This window comes from Falsiroseomonas sp. RANM36 (assembly GCF_056682175.1).
The window spans coordinates 1-4,892 of record NZ_JBWXTD010000008.1; the positions used below are offsets into that span (position 1 = coordinate 1).

The 4,892-nt window shown below is 74.4% G+C and carries 6 protein-coding genes; 2 read left to right on the forward strand and 4 right to left on the reverse strand.

The features are described from left to right. Positions 1-324 (reverse strand): hypothetical protein (locus tag AC1MIR_RS25645; RefSeq protein ID WP_480031010.1); only part of this gene is annotated, 324 nt, incomplete at its 3' end. Between the two features lie 66 nt (positions 325-390). Here AC1MIR_RS25645 and AC1MIR_RS25650 point away from each other — a divergent pair. Then, entirely contained in the window at positions 391-963 is a 573-nt protein-coding gene (locus AC1MIR_RS25650) for a D-sedoheptulose-7-phosphate isomerase (RefSeq protein WP_480031011.1), read from the forward strand. Positions 964-986: 23 nt separating this feature from the next. Here the strand turns inward: AC1MIR_RS25650 and AC1MIR_RS25655 are convergent, their stop codons facing one another. Further along, positions 987-1,826, reverse strand: a complete 840-nt coding sequence (locus AC1MIR_RS25655) for a TylF/MycF/NovP-related O-methyltransferase (RefSeq protein WP_480031012.1) — start codon at positions 1,824-1,826, stop codon at positions 987-989. A gap of 155 nt (positions 1,827-1,981) precedes the next feature. On the opposite strand from AC1MIR_RS25655, the gene AC1MIR_RS25660 reads away from it, so the two are divergent. Further along, positions 1,982-3,118, forward strand: a complete 1,137-nt coding sequence (locus tag AC1MIR_RS25660; protein ID WP_480031013.1) for a glycosyltransferase family 4 protein — start codon at positions 1,982-1,984, stop codon at positions 3,116-3,118. Between the two features lie 8 nt (positions 3,119-3,126). On the opposite strand, the gene AC1MIR_RS25665 is transcribed toward AC1MIR_RS25660, so the two are convergent. Beyond that, a complete protein-coding gene (locus AC1MIR_RS25665) occupies positions 3,127-4,086 on the reverse strand; it encodes a glycosyltransferase family 2 protein (RefSeq protein WP_480031014.1) in 960 nt (319 codons plus the stop codon). 11 nt (positions 4,087-4,097) lie between these two features. Next, on the reverse strand, positions 4,098-4,892 hold a 795-nt coding region (locus AC1MIR_RS25670; RefSeq protein ID WP_480031015.1), incomplete at its 5' end, for a glycosyltransferase family 4 protein.

Sequence of the window (4,892 nt, forward strand, 5' to 3'; positions counted from 1 at the left end):
CCCCCGGCCCGGCCGCCGTTCCTGGGTCTGGGCCCCGCCCTCGGGCGCGCCGGCGCCGGAGGCCATCTCGCCGCCGAGCACAATGATGGCGCCCGGCGGCGGGGCGCCCGGCGGCGCGGCCAGGGCGGCCTGCCGCTCCAGGGCATAGGTCAGCATGCCGGCGGCGAAGGGCGTGGCGAGCAGCAGCAGCGCGAGCGCCGCCAGCGCCGCCAGCGCGCCGGCGATGCGCCGCCCGCGCCACGCCAGCAGGCCCGCGGCGACGACGAACAGCACCAGCAGCAGCGGCGGCAGCAGCAGGCTGGTCAGGGCACCCTGGAGCGGCATGTGCGGCGCCTAGACTCCCGCCGCGGTTTCGTCCATCGCTGCCGCGCGTCGCTGCAGGGAGCACCGATGGCTGAGGCCGATCTCGACCGCTGGCTGCAGGAGGCCGGGGAGTTGCTCGCCGCCACGCGCGCGGCCGGGCTGGACGCGGCCATGGAGCGGGCCGTGGCGGCCACCTGCGAGGCGCTGGCCGCCGGCAGGTCGCTGCTGGTCTGCGGCAATGGCGGCTCGGCCGCCGATTCCCAGCACATCGTCGGCGAGCTCGTCGCCCGCTTCCTGAAGGAACGCCGGGCGATCAAGGCGATCTGCCTGTCCTCCAACCCGGCGGTGCTCACCGCATGGAGCAACGACTACGCCTATGAGACGGTCTTCGCGCGGCAGGTGGAGGCCTATGGCGAGCCGGGCGGCGTGCTGCTCGGCCTCTCCACCTCCGGCAATTCGCGCAATGTGGTGCTGGCGCTGGAAGCGGCGCGCGCGCGCGGCATGACCACGATCGGCATGACCGGCGCCGGCGGCGGGCGGATGGCGGCGCTCTGCGACGTGCTGCTGGCGGTGCCCTCGCGCTTCACCCCGGCGATCCAGCAGGTCCATCTCGTGATGTACCACTGCTTCTGCGCCGCCGTGGAGGACCGGCTGGGCTGACGCCCCTCCGCCCATCGCGGGTCTCAGCCGGCCAGGCGCTCCAGGATGCAGAACTTCCCGGCCGCCGGATGCGGCATCAGCATCCGCCAGCGCGCGGGCCGCGCCGCGACGAACTCGTCCACGGCCAGCTGCGCCCCCTCGGAGAAGAAGCCGTAGTCGTCCACCACCGCGAAGCCGCCGGGCGGCATGGTCCCGTCGAGGAATTCGAGCGCCAGGCGGATCGGCTCGTAGAAGTCGAAATCCACATAGGCGAAGGCGACCTCGCCCGGCACATCGGCAGTGGCCAGCGTCTTGTCGATCCAGCCCTTGATGATGCGCGTGCGCTCCGGCGGGAAGGGCACCATGGCGAGCTTGTCGCGCACCTGGTCCTCATGCGCGCGCATGTCGCCCTGGTAGGCGGCCATGCTGCCGAAGCCGGCGACATCGTCGATCAGCCGGTCCTTCTCGCTCGGCGGCGGCAGGCCCTCGAAGCTGTCGAACAGCCAGAGCCGGCGCGCGGCATGCGGCAAGATCTCGTGCGCCAGAAGTCGCGAGGTGGCGCCCTCGTTGCAGCCGAACTCGCAGATATCGCCGGGCACCTGCAGCGCGCGATGCAGGTAGTGGACGATGTGGATCGCCTCCCCCACCGTGGTGCCATGCAGGTCGTGCAGGATGTCCGCCCGGGCGGGATCGCGCGGCAGGTCGGGGAAGACGAAGCTGCGGTAGAGCGCCTCGATCTCGATGACGTCGCCGCGATGCACCTTGCGCAGCGTCAGGCCCTGGCGGAGCCGCTGCCACTCGGCCAGCGGCAGCGTGACGAGGCCCGCCGCCTCGATCCCGCGCCGGACCATCGCCCGCAAAGGCCGCATCATGGAATTCGCCATGCCACTCTCGTCACCGCGGGGTCGTCCGACACGCGCAAGCCGATACTGCATGGCGCCGGTCCGGGCAACCGGGACGCCGCCGCAACAAGCCCCGCATTGCACCGCCGCGCCGCCGCTGTAGAACCCTCAGCCGTTCGGCGCGGAGCGCAGCCAGGGTGAGGATCGCGATCGTCGGCCCGTTCTTCTTCCCCCAGCTCGACGGGGTGGAGAAGGTGATGCTGAACCACGCCCGCCACCTGGCGCGGCGCGGCCACGAGGTGCATGTCGTCACCTCCTTCCTGCGCTACCCGACCGGCCGCTTCGACGGCGTGCCGGCGCGCGAGGAGATGGAAGGCTTCACCATCCACCGCCTGCCGGTGCGGGTGGCGAAGCCGAACTGGCGCTGGACCTACCTCAACAATGGCGGGCTGGTGATCCAGGGGCTGGTCGCGACGCTGCGCCGGATCGGGCCGGAGGTGCTGCACGCCCATCAGATCGCCGCCCCCGCCTGGGCCTTCGGCGCGGCCTGGTATGCCTGGACCCGGCGGCGGCGCTTCTTCTATTCGCCGCACTACCACCCGGACATGCAGCCGGGGCAGGAAGCGCAATACCGGCTGCTGCACGCGCTGAACGCCCTGCCGATCCGCAGCGCGCGCCGGATCTTCCACCTGACCCGGCTGGATGACGCGCCCTTCCTCGCCGAATACCCGAAGGCGCGGCGGGATCGGCTGGCGGTGCTGCCGAACGGCGTGGACCCGCCGCGCGACCTGGCCCGGCCCGCACGCCCGCCGGAGGAGGCGGTGTTCCTCTTCGTCGGCCGCGTGGACGAGCACCGTAAAGGCTTCGACCTGCTGCGCACCGCCTTCGCGCGGCTGCGCCGCCCGGGCTGGCGGCTGGAGGTGGTGGGACGGGTCTCCGATGCCACGCGCGCCTCGCTCGAGGCCGAGTTCGGCGACGCGATCCGCGTGCTGGGGCTGGTGGACGAGGCGACGCTCGAGGCGGCCTATGCCGGCGCCGACGTGTTCGTGATGCCCTCGCGCTACGAGGGCTTCGGCATGCCGTTCATCGAGGCGATGCGCTACGGCGTGCCGGTGATCGGCACGGCGATCGGCGGCGTGCCGGAAGTGGTGCCGGAGGGCACCGGCCTGCTGATCCCGCTGAACGATGTCGAGGCGCTGACGGCGGCGATGCGGCGCCTGGCGGAGGCGCCGGCCGAGCGCGCCGCGATGGGCGCCGCCGGCAAGGCCTGGGCCGGGCGCTTCCTTTGGGACGAGATCGTCGCCGGCCTGGAGCGCGACTACCGGGAGGCGTGAGCCGGGTATCAGAGGAAGCGGCTGAAGGCGGCGCGCAGCAGGTGGCGGGGCTGCGCGGCCAGCCCGGCCTCGCCGCTCGCCGCCGCCCGCCGCGCCGCCTGCCACCAGGCGCCGATTCCGGCGCGCGAGGCGTGGTAGAGGTAGCCGCCGAGCGCCGGGCGCAGCGCCGCCGCCACGGCTTCCTGCTGCGCCGGGGAGAGCCGCTGGCCGCCTTGCGCCAGCCGCGCCCCCGCCTCCGCCGTGCCCTTGCAGAAGCGCAGCGTGTTGCGCGCGTGGCTGAGGTTCGTCTCGTGCACGCGCTTCTGCGTCACGTGCTGGCGCGTGAACACGAAGCGGCCGCGCAGCGCGAGGCGGATGAAGAAGTCCTGGTCCTCGCTGTACATCATCGTCTCGTCGAACAGCCCGGCCGCCAGCGCCGCCTCGCGGCGGAACAGGCAGGCCGAGGTGCAGAAGGGCGTGGTGCGCAGCAGCTCGGCGAAGATGCGGTCGCCGAGGGTGAAGACGCCGGGCGCGACCTCCTGCGCCGGCAGGGCGGCGAGGCCGCTCTCGGCAAGCAGGCTCGGCACCAGCACCTCATCCCCGCGGAACAGCGTATTGTCGCCGAAGGCCAGCACCGCATCGGGCGCCGCGCCGAGCGCGCCGAGCAGCGCGGCGTGGTGGATCGGCGTGAACAGGTCGTCGGAATCGAGCAGCGCGATCAGCTCGGCGTCGCTGTCGCGGATGGCGGGGTTGCGCCCGGCCGAGGGGCCCTGCGGTCCGGCATTCGGCAGCACGCGGATCGCGATGCGGTCGGCCAGCGCCGCCGCCGCCGCGCGCGCGACCTCCGCCGTGCCGTCGGTGCTGCGGTCGTCCACCACCGTCACGCGCGCGGGCGGCACGGTCTGCGCGGCGATGCTTTCCAGCGTCGCGCCCAGGAAGGGCGCGGCGTTGTAGGCCGGGATCACGACCTCGATGCGCGGCTGGGTCATGGCGCCTGCACCTACTCCACGGGCGCGCGCGACGCCATGCCGGGCCGGCAGAGCGCCAGGAACTGCTCCGTGCGCGCCGTCCAGCCCGCCGCCGGCGCCGCCGCCCGCCCGCCCGCGGCGCGGCGCGCGGCGAAAGCGGGATCGTCCAGCAGGCGCAGCGCGGCGGCGGCGATCGCGCCGGAATCCTCGCCATCCACCAGAAGGCCGTTGATCCCATCCTGCACCGCCTCCGCGGTGCCGCCGGCGCGGCCGCCGATCACCGGCCGGCCGCAGGCATTGGCTTCGAGGAACACGAGCGGTGTGCCGTCGCTCTCGCCGGGCTCGGCGCGGTTGGGCAGGGCGACGAACTCCGCCAGCGCATAAAGGGCGGGCATCTCCGCCGCCGGCACCGGGCCGGCGAAGCGCACGCTCTCCGCCCCGCCCGCTTCCTGCGCCATCGCATCCAGCGCCGCGCGCTGCGGGCCGTCGCCGACGCCCAGAAGGATCGCCGCCGGATGGCGGGCGCGGATGGCCGGCATCGCGCCGATCAGCCGGTCCACGCCCTTTCGCGGCACGCGCCGGGTGGGCGCGAGGATGACGCGCCGCCCCGCGTGGCCGCGCGCCGCGCGCCGCGCCGGATCGGGCGGCAGCGGGCGGAAGCGGTCGAGGTCCACGCCGTTCGGCACGACGGCGACACGGTGCGGCGCGACGCCATAGGCGCCGGTCAGCCGCGCGGCGGGAAATCCACCGGCGGCGACGACGCAGTCCGCCTCGTCGGACCACCGCCGGCGCGCGGGGGCGCGCCCCGGGGGGCGCCGGAGCCCCCC

Bases quoted from the DNA above. Each gene is read 5' to 3' on its own strand.
- AC1MIR_RS25650 (WP_480031011.1), top strand. From the start codon at position 391: ATGGCTGAGGCCGATCTCGACCGCTGGCTGCAGGAGGCCGGGGAGTTG.
- AC1MIR_RS25655 (WP_480031012.1), bottom strand. From the start codon at position 1,826: ATGGCGAATTCCATGATGCGGCCTTTGCGGGCGATGGTCCGGCGCGGG.
- AC1MIR_RS25665 (WP_480031014.1), bottom strand. From the start codon at position 4,086: ATGACCCAGCCGCGCATCGAGGTCGTGATCCCGGCCTACAACGCCGCG.